18 protein-coding genes and 1 tRNA gene are annotated in these 17637 nt (G+C 62.9%); 10 read left to right on the top strand and 9 right to left on the bottom strand.

The genetic code is table 11. The annotated features are described in order from the left end of the window. Window positions 1-264: 264 nt before the first annotated feature. Window positions 265-897 (bottom strand): ribonuclease HII, encoded by a 633-nt coding sequence (locus VKV28_04090; GenBank protein HLH75968.1) that lies wholly within the window; start codon window positions 895-897, stop codon window positions 265-267. 178 nt (window positions 898-1075) lie between these two features. Here VKV28_04090 and VKV28_04085 point away from each other — a divergent pair, with 178 nt between their 5' ends. Together VKV28_04085 and VKV28_04080 are read left to right on the top strand one after the other, a co-directional pair. After that, on the top strand, window positions 1076-1933 hold the full coding sequence (locus tag VKV28_04085; protein HLH75967.1) for a methyltransferase domain-containing protein: 858 nt from the start codon (window positions 1076-1078) through the stop codon (window positions 1931-1933). Between the two features lie 127 nt (window positions 1934-2060). Next, window positions 2061-2258, top strand: a complete 198-nt coding sequence (locus tag VKV28_04080; GenBank protein HLH75966.1) for a hypothetical protein — start codon at window positions 2061-2063, stop codon at window positions 2256-2258. Between the two features lie 18 nt (window positions 2259-2276). On the opposite strand, the gene VKV28_04075 is transcribed toward VKV28_04080, so the two are convergent. Then, complete coding sequence (locus tag VKV28_04075) at window positions 2277-2594, bottom strand: hypothetical protein (protein ID HLH75965.1); 318 nt, start codon at window positions 2592-2594, stop codon at window positions 2277-2279. Between the two features lie 104 nt (window positions 2595-2698). After that, window positions 2699-4762, bottom strand: coding sequence for an exodeoxyribonuclease V subunit alpha (gene recD / locus VKV28_04070; GenBank protein ID HLH75964.1), 2064 nt, complete (start codon window positions 4760-4762; stop codon window positions 2699-2701). A 146-nt stretch (window positions 4763-4908) separates the two neighbouring features. Between recD and VKV28_04065 the strand changes: the two genes are divergently transcribed. Then, a complete protein-coding gene (locus VKV28_04065; protein HLH75963.1) occupies window positions 4909-6183 on the top strand; it encodes a Rieske 2Fe-2S domain-containing protein in 1275 nt (424 codons plus the stop codon). On the opposite strand, the gene VKV28_04060 is transcribed toward VKV28_04065, so the two are convergent. Beyond that, window positions 6152-6538 carry a hypothetical protein gene (locus VKV28_04060; GenBank protein ID HLH75962.1) on the bottom strand — a complete coding sequence of 129 codons (387 nt, stop codon included), beginning with the start codon at window positions 6536-6538 and terminating at the stop codon, window positions 6152-6154. The two genes, VKV28_04065 and VKV28_04060, sit on opposite strands and share 32 nt — an antisense overlap. A gap of 248 nt (window positions 6539-6786) precedes the next feature. On the opposite strand from VKV28_04060, the gene VKV28_04055 reads away from it, so the two are divergent. Beyond that, window positions 6787-7236, top strand: coding sequence for a hypothetical protein (locus VKV28_04055; GenBank protein HLH75961.1), 450 nt, complete (start codon window positions 6787-6789; stop codon window positions 7234-7236). 321 nt (window positions 7237-7557) lie between these two features. Next, window positions 7558-8376, top strand: coding sequence for a Dam family site-specific DNA-(adenine-N6)-methyltransferase (locus VKV28_04050; GenBank protein ID HLH75960.1), 819 nt, complete (start codon window positions 7558-7560; stop codon window positions 8374-8376). Window positions 8377-8508: 132 nt separating this feature from the next. Here VKV28_04050 and VKV28_04045 read toward each other — a convergent pair. The 3 genes from VKV28_04045 to dksA form a co-directional block, all read right to left on the bottom strand. After that, window positions 8509-8584 (bottom strand) — tRNA-Ala (locus VKV28_04045). A 6-nt stretch (window positions 8585-8590) separates the two neighbouring features. Then, window positions 8591-9460, bottom strand: coding sequence for a UTP--glucose-1-phosphate uridylyltransferase (locus tag VKV28_04040; protein HLH75959.1), 870 nt, complete (start codon window positions 9458-9460; stop codon window positions 8591-8593). A 38-nt stretch (window positions 9461-9498) separates the two neighbouring features. After that, complete coding sequence (dksA, locus tag VKV28_04035; GenBank protein HLH75958.1) at window positions 9499-9855, bottom strand: RNA polymerase-binding protein DksA; 357 nt, start codon at window positions 9853-9855, stop codon at window positions 9499-9501. Here dksA and larC point away from each other — a divergent pair. Then, window positions 9823-11118 carry a nickel pincer cofactor biosynthesis protein LarC gene (larC, locus tag VKV28_04030; protein HLH75957.1) on the top strand — a complete coding sequence of 432 codons (1296 nt, stop codon included), beginning with the start codon at window positions 9823-9825 and terminating at the stop codon, window positions 11116-11118. The two genes, dksA and larC, sit on opposite strands and share 33 nt — an antisense overlap. Then, window positions 11111-11770, top strand: a complete 660-nt coding sequence (locus VKV28_04025; GenBank protein HLH75956.1) for a radical SAM protein — start codon at window positions 11111-11113, stop codon at window positions 11768-11770. Before larC ends, VKV28_04025 begins: the two co-directional genes overlap by 8 nt. A gap of 3 nt (window positions 11771-11773) precedes the next feature. Here the strand turns inward: VKV28_04025 and VKV28_04020 are convergent, their stop codons facing one another. Both VKV28_04020 and VKV28_04015 read right to left on the bottom strand, forming a co-directional pair. Next, a complete protein-coding gene (locus VKV28_04020) occupies window positions 11774-14224 on the bottom strand; it encodes a heavy metal translocating P-type ATPase (GenBank protein ID HLH75955.1) in 2451 nt (816 codons plus the stop codon). A gap of 21 nt (window positions 14225-14245) precedes the next feature. After that, a complete protein-coding gene (locus VKV28_04015; protein ID HLH75954.1) occupies window positions 14246-14713 on the bottom strand; it encodes a DoxX family protein in 468 nt (155 codons plus the stop codon). A 185-nt stretch (window positions 14714-14898) separates the two neighbouring features. Here VKV28_04015 and VKV28_04010 point away from each other — a divergent pair, with 185 nt between their 5' ends. From VKV28_04010 to VKV28_04000, 3 genes are read left to right on the top strand one after another with little or no spacing between them, the layout of a single operon-like run. Beyond that, on the top strand, window positions 14899-15957 hold the full coding sequence (locus VKV28_04010) for a glycosyltransferase family 9 protein (GenBank protein HLH75953.1): 1059 nt from the start codon (window positions 14899-14901) through the stop codon (window positions 15955-15957). Beyond that, window positions 15957-16739: a lipopolysaccharide kinase InaA family protein gene (locus tag VKV28_04005; GenBank protein HLH75952.1), complete on the top strand. Its 783-nt coding sequence runs from the start codon at window positions 15957-15959 to the stop codon at window positions 16737-16739. Before VKV28_04010 ends, VKV28_04005 begins: the two co-directional genes overlap by 1 nt. Next, complete coding sequence (locus VKV28_04000) at window positions 16736-17452, top strand: glycosyltransferase family 2 protein (GenBank protein HLH75951.1); 717 nt, start codon at window positions 16736-16738, stop codon at window positions 17450-17452. Before VKV28_04005 ends, VKV28_04000 begins: the two co-directional genes overlap by 4 nt. Window positions 17453-17637 lie beyond the last annotated feature (185 nt).

Below are 17637 nucleotides of genomic sequence, written 5' to 3'. Positions count from 1 at the left end.
TTGCCCCGCGTGTACATCTCCGCCGTCTTCTCCTCAAAACGCCGGATCGTCGCCATCCGCCGATATAATTCCAGCAAATCGTGCTCGCCCAGCTTTGCCAGCGCACGCTCGCTTACCCGCTCTCGTTCTAGTGCCATGATGTCACCCTTGCTTCATTGTATCGTGATTCGCCCCTGAATATAGGGGGCGGGGCGTTAGAAAGACGGCCAGCTCGGGATCAGCCTTGCGATGCTGGCTGGCGGGGCCAAAGCGTGATTGATGCGCTCATTGCAGTTGCAGCCGCAATTGAGCGGCCGCCATCACTGGACTGAACGAGGTGCGATGGAGCGGCGAGGGGCCCAGCCGCTTGACCGCGGCCAAATGTTCGGCCGTGCAGTAGCCTTTGTGGCGGGCGAACCCGTAGCCCGGATAGAGCTGGTCGTAATAGCACATCAGACGATCGCGCTGGACCTTGGCGATAATGGAGGCCGCGGCGATACAAAAGCTTTTGCGATCGCCGCCGACGATCGCAGTCTGGCGCACTTGCAGGCCGCGCAGCGCGCGGCCGTCCACCAGCACATGCTCGGGGAGCGTGGCCAAGCGCGCGATTGCGGTGCGGCAAGCAGCCTGCGCGGCGTGAAAAATATTGATTCGATCGATTTCCTCAACGCTCACTTCCGCCACCCCGATCGCCAAGGCGCGCGCTTGGATGGCCTCGAACATCGCTTCGCGCTGGAGGGGGGAGAGCTGCTTGGAATCATGCACACCCTTGATAAAGGTCTCCGGCGCAAAAATTACCGCCGCCGCCATCACCGGTCCCGCCATCGGACCGACTCCAACTTCGTCCACCCCCGCTACCAACTGCACGCCAGCCTGCCACAGCTTACGCTCGTGGCGCAGGTCCGGATGCTTAGTCATCGGCCGCTCCGCCAGTCGTGATGGTTAAGGTCGGTATTATGCGGCCTGCGCGGCAGCCAGGCAAACCCACCCCGCCGACTGCCTAACATTCCAGACCTTGACCTGCGGGCGCAAAGCTACGACGTTAGAGTGCAACTTCGGCCATCGTGGCCGACCCGCTTGGAGGCAGGGGACGATCATGGCGGAACAAGGCCAGAATCTGGATCAACTGCGGCTTGAGCAGCGCGAATACTGGAGTAACGCGGCCGAGAGCTGGAAGGAGCTGTGGGCCACGCGCGAGCGAGCTAACCAGCCAATCGCGGACCGGCTGGTGCAATTGGCCCAGATCAAGCCCGGCGATCGCGTGCTTGATATCGCCACCGGCCTGGGCGAGCCGGCGGTGACCGCGGCTCGACTGGTGGGTCCGGGCGGGCTGGTGGTGGCCACCGACCAGGCGCCGGGAATGATCGCGGGGGCGCGCGAGCGTGCCGCTTCGCTGGGCATGTCCAACATGGAATTCGTCGAGACTGACGCCGAAACCCTGGCGGTGGGGCCGCGGCAGTTCAACGCCGTGGTCTGCCGGATGGGGATGATGTTTGTGCCCAATCTGGAGCGGGCCGCGCGCCGGATCGCCGAATTGTTGCTGCCCGGCGGTCGTTTCGCCACTGCGGTTTGGAGCGTTCCGGAGAAAGTGCCGATGATAAGCGTGGGCCTGGAGGTCGCACGCGGCGTGCTGGGTACGCCCCCACGCGATCCCAACGCCCCCCATCCGCTTCGCCTGGGCAATCCGCAGCCGTTGCTGGAGGCGCTGCGCGCCGCAGGCTTCAAGGATGTCACGGTGGAGCCGATCACGATCAGCAATGAATGGCCCAACGCGCAGGTCTGCGCCGAGCATCTGAGCAAGTCGGGACCGCTGCGGGCGCTGCTGAGCAGCCAAACTCCCGACAGTGTAAGCAAAGTCATCAGCGCGATCAGGGCGGCCCTGGGCAAATTCGCCGATTCCACCGGGACCATTCGGATGGTCAACGAAGCCTGGTGCATCTGCGGCCATATTTAAAGTCGCGCTCCGAAGCCGCGGGCGACAGCCGCCACGCCGGATGATGGTTTGATAGATTCAGGTTGGTTGGGTGATGTCAGTGGGAGCGAAAGAACGGGTTCAACCCAGGCGCCGGGTGCGTTCAGGGTTGATATTGGTGCTCGTCGCCGGGCTAGGCTTGGCAGGTTGGGGCTGCACCACCTGCAAGGACAGCAACGGCTGCATCAATCTGCAGGCCGAAAAGACTCGTTGCGACAACATCTGCTGGGGTAACTGGGGCGCTGGAATCGAAAGCCATGTGAGCTGTTCGGCCTGCCAGAAGGCGCTTGCCAAAGAAGGGCAGTGAGCCCAAGCGCGCCAGCCTTCAACGCTGGCGGCGGATCACATAGGCATTGTCGTTATGCCCTAGGCAGTCGCAGGCCGGAATGGTCTCGGTGGCCACGATGTCGTAGCCCTCGGGGATGCGTTGGCCTGCGCAGATAGTCATCACCGCGCCGCGCACTGGCTCGATCTCACGTGCCCGGCACAAGCCTTCGCACGAGGCCGCCGTGCCGCTGGAGGTGACCACCATTCCCGAGGGTGGCTGATAGTCGTCGCAGATGGTGGCCGCGCCCGCCCCCACGCTCCATAGCAGGCTCCCGCTTACCAACCATCCGGCGATTATTTTTCTCCGCTTACCCATTACGGCCCCCTTGTGGTCAGGTTTCCTCGTTCGAGATGTAATTAGGCGCGAACGGGGGAGCGAATGGGAGGCGCGATTCACCGCCAGGTCAGAGTCGCCAGTATTTATTGCACAGCAGGAACGCTTGGCCGATTGATGCCACCCAGCCGCGCCGCCAGCGCCTCTCCCAAGCCGGTAAATCGCTCCAAGGGGCTGGTCAGGGCCGCGTCCAACACCGCTTCCTCGCCCACCACTATCACCCCCCGCCGACTGCGGGAGAGCGCCGTGTATAGCATCTCTCGGCTTAAAATAGGCAGTTTCTGGCGCGGCAGGATCAGGACTACGCGGTCGAATTCCGAGCCCTGAGCCTTGTGCACGGTGGTCGCGTAGCATAGCTCGACCCGCCCGCGCAGCGCCTCTAGATGGAAGGCCACGAAGCCTGAGCTGCGCGCAAACACCGCCATCGGCAACGTCTCGCCGCCCTCGCCGCGCACGCTTACCACCACCCCCTGGTCGCCGTTGAACAGCATCCGTTCATAATCGTTCTGAGTGACTATCACGGGTTCCCCCGGGGCCATCTCCGGCTCCCAAGAGCCGCCAGCACTATCCTGACGCTCTTGATGCAGGCGGGAGTTAATCGCGATTGTGCCGGTGGCCAACACCCGGGTCAGACAGAGGATTCGACTAGCTGCCAGCAATTGAAAAAGGCGGGCGAGGTTGCCCGTTGCCGCCGAGTCGAAACCCTGCGCGGTCTGCCGATAACTGACTTGCGCCAGTCGGCGGATTTCGCCGGTGGCCAACTGCTCGGCCTGCCATCGCCGCAGCAAATCCTCGACCTGCTCGGCGCCACCTTCCAGCCATTCGACCCCCTCGAAGCATAGCTGCGCCGCCTGCCGGCGGCGGGCCATCAGGCGCTTGGAGAGCGTGGCGTCGCCTCGGTTGATTGCCTGCGCCAGGGCCAGAATCACTCGGCCCGGCCCGGTGTTTTCGTCCATCCGGTAGCTATGGGTCAGGACGCTGCTGAAACGGTGCGTCGGCGCGGCCCGGCGCGCGGCGGCCGCTAAGTCGCGGAAGATTGCGCCGGCGCTTACCGAAGGCAATTGATCGGCGTCGCCCAACAGGATCAGGCGGGCATCGGGAGGCACGGCGCTTAGCAGCCGCTCCAGCAGCATCAGGTCCAGCATCGAACTTTCGTCGATGATTACCGCGGCGGCTCGCAGCACATTGGCGCGATGATGGCGGAAACGATGGCGGCTGGGTGAGTAGCCCAGCAAGCGATGGATAGTGACCGGCGTGCAGCGTTGGCCAAGCTCGCGTTCGATCGGGCCGTCGCAATTCCCCAGCCCCTGACGAATCGACTCGCCCAAACGAAAGGCCGCCTTGCCCGTGGGCGCGGCCAAGGCAATCTCGTCGGTGCCGATTCCTAGCCGCGCCAGCACCCGCATGAGGGCGACCACGATGGAAGTTTTGCCAGTTCCCGGACCGCCTTCGATCAGGGTCAAGCGGCCGCGCGCAGCCTGGCCAACCGCCTCGATCTGCTCTGCCGACAGCGCCATCGGCGTGCTGCCCATCAGCGCAGGCCGAGCAATCACTTCCTCCATCGCCCGCGCCAGCGACGGCTCCATCGCAGGGCCCAGCAGCGGGGCGCCTGCAAGCCGCACGGCAATCGAATCGGCCGCGGCGGTCTCGGCGGCCAGGAGTCGCTGATGGTAGAGATAGGGCGGCAAATAGATGAGCGGGCGATAGGCTTCGGCGCTGTTACCCACGATAGTGTCCAGCGCACCGGTGACCAGCAAGCGCTCGATGCGCTCGGTGATGGCCTCCAGCTCCGCCTGGGCTTCGCTCGGTTCCTGCCCCTCGGCCTCGATCAGCGGCCGGGCCATTCGGGCCAGCACCCCATCGCCCGGGTTGGCGAGCGGCAGGCGCGTGCTGCCCTGTTCTAAAGCTGCCAGTGATGCCACGATCAGCACCACCACGGCCCAGCGATCGGGGTAATCGAGTTGGGGTTGGAAGGCGGCAATCTCAGCCGCCAGATGGATTGCGGCGGGCTCCAGCCCCAGTTGCCCGGCTCGGGCGGCAGCCCGCCGCATGCGATGGGCGAACTGCGCGGCCGCCGCGCCGTCGGACGCTTCCGCCTGCCGCCCCAGCATCGAGGAGAGCCCCAGCTGTGCGTATCGTTGATCCATCATGGCCTGCGTGTGCAGAACTCGACTTTTATCACAATGGCGACGCGATAGATCGACGGCGGGCTCGCCAAAGCCGGTGCGGCGGGAGTTGGTTTGGCAAAGCGGTGGCCTGAGTGGCGGAAATTTCGCGCGAAAGGAAATAGCTGGCGATGCTGACCCAGGAAGAAAACCGGCTCCTGACCCAGGTGGGCGCGGGTACCCCGATGGGTGAGTTGTTACGTGAATATTGGACCCCGGCTCTGCGCTCGGCGGTGCTGGAGGCTGACGGCGCGCCCAAGCGCGTGCGGCTTTTGGGAGAAAACTTCGTCGCCTTTCGGGCCACCGACGGGCGGGTAGGCTTCTTCGACGAAGGCTGCCCCCATCGATGCACCTCGCTGGCGCTGGCACGCAACGAGGACAATGCCCTAACCTGTATCTTCCACGGCTGGAAGATCGACGTTTCGGGCAAGGTGGTCGAAGTGCCCTCCGAACCGCCCGAGCGGCGGGCGGAATTCGCGGCCAAGGTACGCGTCAAGCATTATCCGGTGCGCGAGGGGGGCGGGATGGTTTGGGTCTACCTGGGCCGGCGCGATCCGGCGCCCAAGTTCCCCGAGTTCGAGCTGTGCCGGCTGCCGGAGAGCCACGTGATGCCGCGCCGAACCATCTTGAATCATAACTGGTTTGCCGGCTTCGAGGGGCAACTGGACTCCGCTCACGTCGGCATCATGCATTCTTCCTGGACCACTTGGCGCCCGCGCAAAGTTTACGGCAAAAGCGACCTCAGCTACAGCCAGGCCAACACCGCGCCCCGCTTCGAGCTTTTGATGCAGCCCTACGGCTTTCGCGAAGGCGCGCTGCGAGAACTTGCCGACGGCAGCGTATATATACGTGTACGAGAAGTCGTCTTTCCCTACTATTCGTTTATTCCAGTCAACCCCGAAAACGTGCAGTTCGTGGTCTGCTGCATCCCGATCGACGACGAATGGCAAAGCCAATGGTACCTCTATTATCGGCCCGACCGGCCGATGAGCGACGCGGACAAGGCCGAGATCATGGAAGGCGCCGTCAACGACCTGGACGACTTTGGCGGCAATCGCGGCAGTGTCGACAACATGTGGCATCAGGATCGCAACGCCATGAAGGAGGGGCATTTCACCGGGATTACCTGGTCGGTCCAGCACGAAGATCTGGTGGTACAGGAATCCCAGGGAGTGCTGCTCGATCGCAGCCGCGAATATTTGGGCTCCAGCGATTCGGTCATCATCCGAGTGCGCCGGATGCTGCTCAATGCCGCGCGCGAGCATCAGGCTGGCAAGCCGGCGCCATGGCTGGACGACAGGTGCGATTATAGCCGAATTCGCCCCCTGGCTTACCGCATCCCGGGCGACGTCAAATGGCATGAGGTGGATCCGATCAGTCCGCCGGCTTACCGCTTCGAGCCCTAAGCGCGGGGCTCGATCTCTTGCCGGGCTCAGGTAGGGTCGCGGCCACCCATACGTCATCCTGAAGGCCAGCGAAGGATCGCACGTTGCCGATCGCATCCTCGGGCCGCAGCCAACGCTCCCCGCTGGGAACCTTGACCTCGACCAGTTCCTGGCCCTTGGCGGATGCGAATGCCGCCCATCGGCGGTTCCGATAGAGCGGCCGCCAGCTCACCTGCTCCAGGGCGTCGCTATAAACGCTCTTTCCTGACGGCTCTCTGCGGGTCTGCAGTTGAATATCCAGCTCGACTCGGGCGCTGACGGCCGCCTGTTGCTTGGCTCCTCCCAGCCGCAGGCAGGTTTTGCCGTGGGCGGCCATCTACCTCCAGCGAGGCGACCTCGATCTGCTTGGCCAGCTTTGCGAGCGTTCGAATCAAGCCGGTAGCCATGTGCTGCTTGTCGGCGTGGTGGCCGAGTAGGCTAATTTTCGGCCAACACCTGCGCCACAACCCTGCGTTGTACTTCCAGCAAGCCTCCGGCGTTTGGTTCCCACCTTCGGCATTCCCCTAACAATACCACCGTGGTCCAGTCCCGTCCGGCGAGCTATCTTGATGATCAACCAGGGCCTTGCCACTCGACAAGCCAAAAGCTGTACGCAACGCCGAACTGGCCTTATGGGCTTGGACAGGATGGGTCTGCCTGTTTGGCCTCTACCAGACCTGGACCGAGATTTCCTGGATAGAGGCTATACTCAACTCCCAGTTGCCGGGCATGGTGGCACTCACGCCTCAAGCATTGATGGTGGCGAGCGGCGCGGTGTATGCGGCAGTGGCGCTTACCATGGGCTGGGTCGTAGTTAAGATTGGCCGGGGTAAAAACTGGGCGCGCAGCAGTCTGCTGGTCGGCTTCATCCTTGATGCCATCTTTACGCTGTCGCCGCCTTATCGTGATGTGTTGAAAACGGCTCTGCCCGAACTCGGATTGCAGATCTATGCGCTTTTCTTGCTTTACACGGCGCCAGGTAGCGGCTGGTTTCACACGAAAACGTCACACCAACGACCCAGTCGCGCGGATTAAATAAAAAGTAATCTCTTCCCCCTTAAGAGGATAAAGAAATTCGTGACTCTGTTTGTTTTCGGCTCGAAATGTGTCTCAAAGTGGCCGTTCGGTAAGTTTGTCCCACGTGGGGCAACTCGATCAGGCTCCTCCGCCTCCGCTTTGAGCAGTGATCATAACGGCGCCTTCCGGGAGCGTATGACGCGAGTATTGCGAATTGGCAAGGGGTAACCAGAATCGTTTTTTGTGTCGCGGGTTGTCCACAGACGCTCAGCACGCCGGCAAATCATAAGGTACCAACTCTCGCCCTTGACCCGGCGCTAGGGTAAAGGTGAAGGCGTGATGGGGGTGGTTGCGGCTGTGCGGGGACAGACGATTGCAGTTCGACCTCCTCTCAAATGGGCAGGCGGCAAACGGTGGCTCGCTCCTCACTTGGCCGAAATATGGACGGCGCACCAGCACCGCCGTCTAGTCGAGCCCTTTTGCGGTGGTCTGGCCGTTGCCCTGAGCTTGCGTCCCGAGCGCGCGCTTCTGAACGACATCAACCCACACGCGGTGCATTTCTATTCGTGGCTGAAGCGCGGTCTCAAAGTAGATTGCAAGCTCGAATTCGCCAACCGCGAGGCGCTCTTTTACGAGCACCGGAGCCGTTTTAACCAGCTCATTTCCCATGGCGGAGCCGCGTCCGCCGAGGCGGCGGCGCTCTTCTACTACTTGAACCGCACCTGTTACAACGGCCTGTGCCGCTTCAATTCGAGCGGCCATTTCAACGTCCCATTTGGTCGATACAAAAGCATCAACTATAAGCGCGATTTCAGCAGCTACCGCTGCATTCTCGCCAACTGGCAATTCTCGACCGGGGACTTTGAACAGGTCTCGGTCGAGCCCGACGACTTCCTCTACGCCGACCCTCCGTACGACGTGGAATTCCGGTCGTATTCGAAGGAGGGTTTCGGTTGGGACGACCAGGTTCGGCTAGCGCGTTGGTTGTCAAAGCATCGGGGGCCGACCGTCCTGTCGAATCAGGCCACCGATCGAATCCTCCGGTTGTACGCCGAGCTTGGCTTCAAGCTCCGCGTGATTGACGCGCCGCGCATGATCAACTGCACGGGAGACAGATCGCCCGCGAAGGAGGTGCTCGCGACCCGCGGTCTCGACTAAAGTCGCAAAAGCCGAAGCCGAATATTGGCGGCGGATTCAACATGCGAAGCTTTAGCAGACTGGATGAGCGAGGTGGGGTTTGCTCCAGGTTTGCTTTATGAAACCCAAGGATAAAGTTTCTACCGGGAAAAATGGTGGAGCAGAAGGGATTTGAACCCTCGACCCCCACGTTGCGAACGTGGTGCTCTCCCAGCTGAGCTACTGCCCCAACCAGTTAACGTGGACCAATCAGGGATTCCAAATAGGCTCGCAACTTATCAGCCAGATCCGGCCGTTGCAACCCGTAACCAATTTGCGCCTGAATGAAGCCCAGACGATCGCCGAGGTCATAACGGGTGCCCTCGACCTGATAGCCGTAAAGCGGACGGCGCTGACTTAGCTTCATCAAGGCGTCGGTAAGCTGGATCTCCCCGCCAACTCCCGGTCGCGCGTGCTCGAGCAGGGCGAAAATCTCCGGGGGCAAGACATAACGCCCCATGATCGCCAGATCGCTGGGTGCTTTCTCGGGCGCCGGTTTCTCGACCATTCCACTAAGGCGAAAAAGCCGCTCGCCCGCCTTGTCGCCGGCGACAATCCCGTATTTGGACAGCTCGCCGTAAGCGACCTTGAGCAGCGCCACTACGGGTGCGTCGCGTTCTTCGGCGACATCCAGCAACTGCCGCAGGCAGGGAGGCGTACCGGAAAAAATGTCGTCGGGTAGTAGCACCGCGAAGGGTTCCTCTGAGACCGCCGCGCGTGCCTGCAAGACGGCATGCCCCAGACCGCGAGGCTCGCGCTGCTCGACGGCAGTGATGCGGGCCAGGTTGGAGCTGTAATGCACCAACTCTAGCAGGTCAGTGCGCCCCTTGACGCGCAGATGCTCCTCCAATTCCGGCACCGAGGTGAAATGATTGAGCACCGTGGTGCGGCCAGGGCTGATCACGAAGATAATCTCGCGAATCCCCGACTTGACCACTTCCTCGACCACGAGCTGGATCGCCGGAGTGTCGACCACCGGCAGAATTTCCTTGGGGATCGCCTTGGATGCCGGCAGCATTCGAGTGCCGAAGCCGGCGGCGAGAATGACCGCTTTTTTGACCCTCACAACCTGCCTGCCTTGTTGTCGGTGAGCGTGCTACCGCATCAGCGTTGGCGTTCGCGCGCCTCCTGCGAGGCCTTGCAGGCGATGCACAAGGTGGTCACCGGGCGCGCCTTAAGCCGCTCCAGCCCTATGGCCAGGCCGCATTCCTCGCATTGGCCGTAGCTGCCGTCCTCGATCCGGGCGACTGCCTCGTCAATCTTGGCCAGCAGCTTGCGTTCGCGATCGCGCATGCGCAGGACGAAGTTGCGCGCCGATTCCATCGCGGCGCGATCGGCGGGATCGGCGAAATTGGAGCGCTCGCCGTTCATTGTGCCCAGCGCGCGCTCGGCTTCAGCTAGAATTTCTTGCCGGCGCTCCTCGAGCAGATGGCGAAAAAGCGCCAAGTCCGCCTGCGTCATTGCTCAACTCGTTGGCCTCGCCGAGGCCCGCCCCGGGGACGATGTTTTGATCGTAGTGGCGGCTTCCTGTTAAGTAAAGCTATGCGTTGCGCCTACCTCGACGCTTTCTCCGGGATAAGCGGCGATATGATGGTTGGGGCGTTGCTGGCCGCCGGCGCCGACTTCACCGCTCTCAAAGCGGCGCTGGGCTCAATGGAGTTGGAGGGCTACGAAGTTAAGCTGGGAGCGCGCGAGCTGAGCGGCATCGCCGCGACCAAGTTTGAGGTCGAAGTGCGCGGACCTCAGCCCCAGCGCTCGCTAAGCCCGATCCGCAGGTTGATCGAAAGGGCGGGCTTCGCGGTCGCAGTCAAGGAAGATGCACTGCGGATGTTCGAGCTGCTGGCGCAAGCCGAGGCTAAGGTCCACAACACCACCCCTGACAAGGTTCATTTCCACGAAGTCGGCGCGGTCGATTCGATCGTCGATATCGTGGCGACGGCCTGGTGCCTGCACGAGCTCCAAATCGGCGCATTGCTGGTTTCGCCCTTGCCAATGGGGCAGGGCTTTGTGCGCAGCGCCCACGGCCCCTTGCCGGTCCCGCCTCCCGCCACGGCGGAGTTGTTGGCGGGTTTTCCCGTGCGCTTGGGCGACGGCCTCTCCGAGATGGTGACACCCACCGGCGCGGCGATTGTCCGCGCCCTGGCCCAACCGGCGGCGCTGCCGCTTGACTTCGAGATCGAGCGGGTCGGATACGGCGCCGGAAGCAAGACTTTCGCCGATCGCCCCAATCTGCTGCGTGTGCTGTTAGGCCGGCGCTCAGGCGCGCTGCAGAGCGATCGTTTGCTGGAAATTCAGACCAATATCGACGATCTCAACCCGCAGGTCTATGATCATCTAACCCAGCGCCTGATGGCGGCGGGAGCGCGTGATGTTACCCTCACGCCCACCGTCATGAAGAAAGGCCGGCCCGGCGTAATCGTAAGCGTGCTGGCGGAGCAAGCCGCGCGCGAGCGGCTTGCCGCTATCCTGTTCGAGGAAACCACCACCATCGGTTTGCGCTTCCACGAGGTGGAACGGCTCAAACTGGAGCGCGAGATGATAAGCGTAACAACGCACTGGGGACCGATCGCAGTCAAGGTCTCACGGTTTGCGGAAAAGGTGCAAACCATCACACCCGAGTATGAGGATTGCCGGCGTGCCTCACTGCAACACGGAGTGGCGTTGCGCCGGGTGATGGCGGAGGCTGTCGGCGCGGCGCGCGCGCAGTTGAAAAGCGATGGCTAAACGGACCGATTCGCTGGTCATCAACGAGATCTTTTACAGCCTACAGGGCGAATCTACCCATGCCGGTCGCCCCTGCGTGTTCGTGCGCCTGACCGGCTGCAATCTACGCTGCAATTACTGCGACACGGAGTACGCTTTTTATGAAGGGCAGCGCCGGTCGCGGTCCGAAATCGTCGCGGCTGTGCTGGCCTACGAGTGCCCCCTGGTAGAGATCACCGGCGGCGAACCGCTGCTGCAAGAAGGCGTTTACGATCTATGCACGGCGCTGCTGGAAGCCGGATTGCAGGTCATGATCGAGACCTCGGGTGCCAGCGACGTGAGCCGGTTGGACCCGCGGGTAATCAAAATCATGGACCTCAAATGCCCAGGCAGCGCGGAGTCCGGTCGCAATCTGTTCGACAACCTGCACCATTTGACTGAGCGCGACGAAATCAAGTTCGTGTTAAGCGATCGCGCCGACTACGAATGGGCGCGCCAAACCACGCTATCAAACGACCTCGCGCGGCGGGTCAACGCGGTTTTGCTAAGCCCGGTTTTCGGCCGTCTGGCGCCGCGAGATTTGGCCAACTGGCTGTTGGAGGACCGACTGCCGGCACGGATGCAGTTGCAGATGCACAAGCATATCTGGCCGCCCGACCAGCGCGGAGTGTGAACCTTACAATCGCACTCGGCGCAGGCGTAGCGAGTTGCCGATTACCGACACCGAGCTGAAGCTCATCGCCGCGCTGGCGATCATTGGGCTTAGCAAAAGCCCCAGCGCGGGGTAGAGCGCGCCCGCCGCCAGTGGTACCCCCAGCACATTGTAGATAAAGGCCCAGAAAAGATTTTGTCGGATGTTGCGCATCGTCAGTCGGCTCAGCGCACGTGCCTTGACGACTCCGCCCAGATCGCCCTTGACGATCACGATGCCCGCGCTTTCGATTGCGACGTCAGTGCCGTTGCCCATCGCGATCCCGACCTGAGCCTGGGCCAGGGCGGGTGCATCGTTGATACCGTCGCCGGCCATCGCTACCTTGCGCCCGCTGTCCTGCAAGCGCTTAATTTCCGCGGCCTTTTGCGCCGGCGACAACTCCGCGACGACTTCTGACAAACCCAGACGGCCGGCAATCGCCTGGGCCGCGGCCCGATTGTCCCCGGTCAACATCACGACCCGCAGACCTTCGGCCCGCAGCATACGCAAAGCTGTCGGCGCGGACTCCTTGATGGGATCGGCCACCGTCAGCATCCCGGCCGCCTGCCCATCGATCGCCACCAGCACCGCGCTATGGCCCTGGCCGGCGGCGGTTTCCAGCGCCGACGCAAGCGGCGCGATATCGATTTGGTGCTCGCTTAGAAAGCGAGCGTTGCCTGCTAATACCCGATGCGATGCTACCGTGCCGAGCACGCCTTGGCCGGTGACCGATTGGAAATCGGCGATCGCTTGAGGCTGATGGCCGCGCTGGCGGGCGGCCTCGACAATCGGCTTGGCCAGGGGATGTTCACTGGGCGCCTCGATATCCGCTACCAAGGCCAAGAGGCTCTCTTCGCTATGCGGTGCGAGCGCGACGGTCGCGATTAGCGAGGGCTTGCCTTCAGTCAGTGTCCCGGTCTTATCGATTGCCAGGGTGTCGACCCGGCTGAGAGCTTCCAGCGCGGCGGCCTCTCTGATTAGCACCCCCGCGCCGGCGCCTCGCCCGCTGGCAACCATGATCGCCATCGGGGTGGCCAAGCCCAATGCGCAGGGGCAGGCGATAATCAACACTGCGACCGCGTTGACCAGGGCATAACCCAAGCTGGGGCGGGGCCCGACCAGATACCAGATGACGAAGGTAACCAGCGCGGCGGCAAGTACCGCCGGAACAAAATAGGCCGAAACCGAATCGGCCAGTCTTTGAATCGGTGCGCGAGTGCGCTGGGCCGCTGCCACCATGCGCACGATTTGGGCCAGCAGGGTTTGCTCACCCACCCGCTCGGCGCGCATGACAAAGCTGCCGGTGCCGTTAATCGTGCCGCCGATCACCCGCGCGCCCGGCTCTTTGCTCACCGGCAGTGGCTCGCCGGTGAGCATCGCTTCATCCACAGTGCTGCGCCCTTCGAGAACCACGCCATCCACCGGGATTTTCTCGCCCGGGCGCACGCGTAGGCGATCGCCGGGCATGATCTTGGTCAAGGCCACCTCCTCTTCCCCACCTTCGCCCAGGCGGTGTGCACTCTTGGGCGCCAGCCCTAAAAGCGCCTTGATCGCACCGCTGGTGCGGCTACGGGCGCGTAATTCCAGCACCTGGCCCATCAGCACCAGGGTGGTAATCACGGCGGCGGCTTCGAAGTAGTTGGGAACTACACCATTAACCCGCAGCGTGGCGGGAAACAGACGCCGCGCCAACAAGGCGGCCACGCTATAGAGGTAGGAGATACCCACGCCCAGCGCGATCAGGGTGAACATATTCAGGTAGAGGGTGCGCACGGAGGCCCAGGCGCGGACAAAAAAGGGCCAGCCAGCCCATAGTACCACCGGCGTGGCGAGAGCCAATTGGACCCATTGACGCGAGAATGGTGCCAACTCGCGCAGTCCGGGCGCCCTGGGCGCCATTGCCAGCAGGAGAACTGGAACCGCGAGCACCGCTGCCACGATAAAGCGGCGTGTCATGTCGTCAAGCTCGCGGGTGTCTTCGGCCGCTTCGACCGCGCGCGGCTCAAGCGCCATCCCGCATTTGGGACAAGCTCCAGGTCGGTCGCTTACGACCTCGGGATGCATCGGGCAGGTGTATTCGACCCCGAGCTCAATGGAGAGCGGCTCAAGCGCCATCCCGCATTTGGGGCAGGCGCCGGCCGAGCCGGTCGCGACTTCGGGATGCATCGGGCAGGTGTACTTACCTGCGCCGGGCCCCTTGGACACAGACACGACGTGGGCATGAACAGATCCCTCGTGCCCGGTGTGGCCGGTCGTGGGAGGCGCGCTCAAAAACCGCGCCGGATCGGCCTTGAAACGGGCGGCGCAATGCTGCGAGCAAAAGAAATAGTTACAGCCCTGGTAATCGACCTGCGCTGCCGCGGGCGGCGTGACAGCCATCCCGCAGACCGGGTCGCGCGCGCTGCTTGCCGCGATGGCTTGCCCGCCGTCAGTCATGGGGGTCGGCCACCCGCGGGATCAATCCGCGCCGCTCTCCTTCTTGGCCTGCGAGCCAGCGATCGCCTTATCCAACGAGAGCTTGCCGGCACCGGCGATCATCAAGGCCAGGCACATAGCCAACACCAGGAGATGATATTCGATGCCCTCGCCACGCTGTTTGCCGCTCCAATTCATGAAAAAACCGTTGAAGCGATGAACCATCATGATGGCGCCGATCATGTCGCAAAAGATGCCAAAAGCCGCGATCCGAGTTAGAAAGCCGAAAATCAACCCGATTGAGCCGGCGAACTCGGCTGTGAAGACCAACACCACCAGGAAAGGCGTGACGTGGTAAGAGTACACGAACTGATGGTAGGTGGCGGCAGGCCCATGGCCGCCGAACCAGCCCAGGACTTTCTGCGCGCCATGGGGAAACATTACTACCCCTAAGGTGACTCTCAGGAAGAAATTGGCCCATCCGGCGTGGGTAGCGAATAAGTTCTTCACGTGACTCTCCCCTGCTTGGGACGCGAGGCTAAACGCCCGAATTTCAAGCGCGACACCCCTATAGACGCGCCGAATGGCACATTCTTATTCACTCTTGGCCTCAGGCACAACCCGCGCCCCCGCCACCCTGTGCCCAGGCCGACCTTGGCCCTCGACGTGGTGTTTAATATGATAACGCCAATAGCATGATCGAGCCCGCCCCTGTAGCAAGCCATGATCCGCCCCGGCGCGTCCTGATCATTCTGATGGGCGCGATCGGTGATGTGGTTCGTGCCCTGCCCTTGTTGGGTCGAGTGCGGCGCACATATCCCCAGGCGCACATCGCGTGGGCGGTGGAACCCAAATCAGCGCCGATTTTGCGCAACCATCGCTGGTTGGATGACCTGATAATCTACGATCGCGCCCATGCGCCGTGGTCGTTCCTGCCTTTTTTGTATCGGATTGGGCGCGACCACTTTGACCTGGTCATCGACTTGCAGCGCCATTTCAAAAGCGGCCTGGCGGGATGGGTGTCGCGCGCCCCGCGCCGGCTGGGCTTCGCCCCAACCAACACCAAGGAGGTCAACCACTGGTTCACCACCGAATGGATCCCACCTCAGCCCAATCTAAGCCTTAAACTGGTGCAGTATCAGGCCTTCGCCGATACCCTTGGGTTGGATCCCGCCCCGATCGAATTTGGTTTGCGTGCCAGCGTCGAGGAGCGGGCCCGAATCGATCAACTGCTGGCCGGCGCGCCACGGCCGCTGCTAGGGCTAATCCTGGGCTCGTCCTGGCCCAGCCGTTTGTACTTTCCCGATTCAATCGCCCAGGTCGCTCGCTTGATGCATAAGCGCCATGCGCTCACGCCAGTGCTGATTGGCACCGGCGCGGAGCAAGCGCTGGCGCAGGCGGTCGAGGCTGAACTCGGCGAGCTGCCGCGCGTCAGCTTAGTTGGCCGCACCGGTTTGCACGAGTTGGTCGCGGTCTTCGAGGCCTGCGCGGCGGCCTTTGGGCCCGATTGCGGGCCGATGCATATCGCGGCGGCAGTGAAATGCCCGGTAGTCTCGTTGTGGGGTTCGACCTCGCCGCTGCGTTCCGCGCCCTGGGGTTGCGCCGAGCTGGCGATAAGCGCGCCCATCCCCTGTCACCCCTGTTACCTGCGGCGATGTCCCATTGACCGCGAATGTATGCGTCGCATCTCCCCCAGGCAGGTCGCGGCGAAGCTGGAGCGCAGCCTGGCGCCAGCCGCGATACCAGCACGGTGATGGAGGGCGACAAGCCGGCCGGCGTTATTGGCGGCTGGCAGCTTACGCCCCTGGACGATCTGGCCGAGCTTGGCCCGGGGGGTGCGCGAATCCTGGCCGAGACCTGTTTGCAAAACCGCCAACTCCTGTATCGCTCGCGCCACGCCTGCACCTATCTGGCGAAGCTGGCGCACGGCGCAGGCGAGATCGAGCTGTTCGTCAAGGTTTACCAACCGGCACGTGGCTTATACCGGCTCAAGGAGAAGGTGCGCGGCAGCCGGGCGGACAACGTCATCCGAATAAGCCGGCGATTGCATGAGCTAGGGCTGAGCTCGCCGCGATTGCTGATGGTCGGGCGCGAGCAATCAAGCGGCTTGACGATGCTGGTTAGTTTACGCGCTCACGGCGTAGGACTGCCGCAGTTGTGTGCTGAAGGGATTGCGATGCGGCGCAAGCGCAGGCTGCTCGCGGCCCTGGGGGCGGAGGTGGCGCGGCTGCATCGGGCCGGCTTGGTCCATGGCGACCTGACCCCTCATAACATCCTGGTGCAGGAGGGGGACCCCCCCCGTTTTATCCTGCTCGATCACGATCGCACCCGGCCGGCGTACAAGTTAATCGGGCGGCGGCGGCAGTTACGCAATCTGGTTCAACTGGGGCGTTTCGATCTGCCCGGGCTGAGCCAAACCGATAGGTTGCGCCTGTTCCGAAGTTACGGCGCAGGGTTGGCGCCCGGGCGCTACCGGGCCATACTGAGAAAAACGGCGCGCATGCTGGCCGCGCGCCGAGCTAAAGAGGCGCGATGAAGCTCGCGGAGGGCAATATCGACAGGCCCGAAATCTCGGTGGTGATGCCGGTATACAACGAGCAGGCGACCATCGAGCAGGCGATCGCGGCGGTACTGGACTGCGGTTTCCCAGTCGAACTGATCGTGGTCGACGACGCATCTACCGACCGGACCGCAGCCCTGGTGCAGGTCTGTGCGGATCCGCGCGTGCGGCTCTTTCGCCACATGGTTAATCGGGGCAAGGGAGCCGCGTTGCGGCTGGGTTTTGCCGCTGCTCGCAACCGGATCGTGGTCGTGCAGGATGCCGACCTGGAATACGATCCGCGCGATTACGCCGCGTTGCTCCAGCCGCTGATCGATGGCCGCGCCGACATGGTGTACGGTTCGCGCTTTTTGGGCGGGCCGCATCGCGTGCTGTTGTTTTGGCATTATGTAGTCAACGTGGCGCTAACCTGCTTTGCCAACGCGCTGTGCAACCTCAACCTCAACGACATGGAAACCGGGATGAAGGCCTTCGTGCGCGACAAATTGCTCGGCTTGCCCCTGTCGGCCAACCGCTTCACCTTCGAGCCCGAAATCACCATTCGCGCGGCCCAGGCTCATTGGCGGATCTATGAAGTGCCGATTTCCTACTCCGGGCGCACCTACCAGGAAGGCAAAAAGATCGGCTGGCGCGACGGCGTCGCGGCGATCGCGGCGTTGGTTTACTACCGCTTTTTCGACCGGGCTTGATGCGGCACGCGCGCCCGCCAATGCGGATCGTGGGCGTCGATCCCGAACTGGCCTTCGCCGGCGGCGAAAGCCAGGTGCTCGGTCTGTCCTTGGCATTGCGCGCGATGGACCACCAAGCCGAGCTGCTGTGCGACCCGCGCGGTGAGTTATGGCGGCGGGCGCAAAAGGCCGGTCTGCGCTGTTCG

The organism is Candidatus Binataceae bacterium (genome assembly GCA_035294265.1).
In the GTDB taxonomy this organism is placed as follows: domain Bacteria; phylum Desulfobacterota; class Binatia; order Binatales; family Binataceae; genus DATGLK01.
The sequence above is the reverse complement of the archived record's forward strand: the minus strand, read 5'-3'. Positions and strand labels throughout refer to the sequence as shown.